This is a genomic window from Aeromicrobium sp. Leaf272 (assembly GCF_001422865.1).
Lineage (GTDB): Bacteria > Actinomycetota > Actinomycetes > Propionibacteriales > Nocardioidaceae > Aeromicrobium.
This window is the reverse complement of sequence record NZ_LMMY01000009.1, coordinates 665,883-666,511: the sequence shown is the minus strand read 5'-3', so window position 1 is coordinate 666,511 and position 629 is coordinate 665,883. Positions and strand designations below refer to the sequence as shown.

Annotated in this window: 1 protein-coding gene; it reads left to right on the top strand. The window is 75.0% G+C overall.

The window, feature by feature from the left end; genetic code table 11:
- Positions 1-10: 10 nt before the first annotated feature.
- Positions 11-629: SURF1 family cytochrome oxidase biogenesis protein (locus ASF38_RS04865; protein ID WP_200914413.1), on the top strand; the 619-nt coding region annotated here is incomplete at its 3' end.

Here is a 629-nt window from a genome sequence, read left to right as displayed (position 1 = left end):
CCTCCTGATCGTGACGTCCGCGGCCAGGCCGTCCACCGCGCGGCTGTGGCTGCGGCTCACGCCGTTGCACCTGTTCGCGCTGGTGGCGCTGGCGGCGTGCGTGGCCGGCGGGTTCTGGCAGCTCGGCGCGTACGAGTCGCGCCAGGGTGAGGCGGCGCGCGAGTCCGCCGCTGCGGCGCCGGCTCCCATCGTCGACGTGTGGGGGCTGGGCCAGCCGTTCCGGACCGACCTGCAGGACCGGCGCGTGACCGTCGAAGGACGGTTCGGGCCGGTGGACGAGCAGTTCTGGGTGCGGGGCGAGATGACGCGAGGCGACGTGTGGCTCGTCGCTCCCTTCGTCGTCGACGGCTCCGACGGCGCGCTCCTGGTGGTGCGCGGACGCGCCGATCCGTCGGCCGAGCGGGACGCCGCCATCCCGGCGGTCCCCGAGGGTCGCCAGCAGCTGTCGGTGGTGCTGCAGCCCAGCCAGGGCGGCGGGTCGCCCCTCGGTCGCGAACGCACGACGACGGCGATCACCACGCCCTCGTTGCTGAACGAGCTGCCCTACCGGCTCTGGTCCGGCTACGGGCTCCTGGACACGCCCGCGCCCGACGGTGCGCTGGCGCAGGGTTGGACCCCCGTGGAACCGC